Here is a 751-nt window from a genome sequence, read left to right as displayed (position 1 = left end):
GTCAAAAGCGCGGTATACCCAAGAAAGAAAAGCGCTGGATGGGAAGAAGAAATAGTGTAGAACCCATCATAGGACACCTGAAATCCGATGGAAAACTCAGACGATGCTTCTTAAAAGGAACACTAGGTGATGCGATTAATGTGATCTTAAGTGCCTGCGGTCAGAACCTGCGTAAGCTACTAAAGTGGCTTTATTGTGCCCAATATCTTGGGTCTTTTTTACAGCGCATATGGCTAAAAATAACGTTTTTAATGGAAAAGCCTAAAAATACCATGGCGTTTCTTGTCTGAAACGCCATTATTCAGGGACGACTATATAACCAATGAATACGGGGGCTAAGATGACAATTCAAGACAGGATAAAAATAAGAATAAAACGCTCTAAGCGTTCTGTTTTCCTGCGCTCTGATTTTAAAGACATTGCCGAATACGACCAAGTCGGACGTGGTCTTAGAAACCTTGTTAAAGACGGCGTATTAATGAAAATTGGCTATGGTCTTTACACCCGAATCAGACAAAATAGAATCACAGGGAAACCTATGCCCGACAATGCTTCTGGCGCAGATGGTGTATTAAGGAACATGCGATTAAGTCGGTAATATGAGACAATCTTGCCGACTTAATTTGACTACGACTCCAGCCGATCATGAACCAACTCTCTTTCGCCGACACCGAATTTACCAGCAAACGCCGCAAAACTCGCAAAGAACTCTTCCTCAGTCGAATGGATGAGTTGATTCCCTGGCAACAGC

The 751-nt window shown here is 42.6% G+C and carries 2 protein-coding genes and 1 pseudogene; all 3 read left to right on the top strand.

Features of this window, described 5'->3' with window-relative positions; translation table 11 throughout:
* On the top strand, positions 1 to 290 hold a 290-nt coding region (locus LG368_RS15395; protein WP_338086342.1), incomplete at its 5' end, for a transposase.
* A 50-nt stretch (positions 291 to 340) separates the two neighbouring features.
* Positions 341 to 598, top strand: coding sequence for a DUF6088 family protein (locus LG368_RS15390; RefSeq protein WP_226755557.1), 258 nt, complete (start codon positions 341 to 343; stop codon positions 596 to 598).
* A gap of 44 nt (positions 599 to 642) precedes the next feature.
* Positions 643 to 751, top strand: a pseudogene (locus LG368_RS15385) (IS5/IS1182 family transposase); the annotation flags it as partial.

It is taken from the genome of Marinomonas algarum (assembly GCF_020532605.1).
Taxonomy (GTDB): Bacteria; Pseudomonadota; Gammaproteobacteria; order Pseudomonadales; family Marinomonadaceae; genus Marinomonas; species Marinomonas algarum.
Note: the sequence above shows the minus strand (reverse complement) of the source record. Positions and strands in the feature narration are given on the sequence as shown.

Excerpts from the sequence above, each read along its gene's own strand:
- LG368_RS15390 (WP_226755557.1), top strand. The coding sequence starts at position 341 with ATGACAATTCAAGACAGGATAAAAATAAGAATAAAACGCTCTAAGCGT.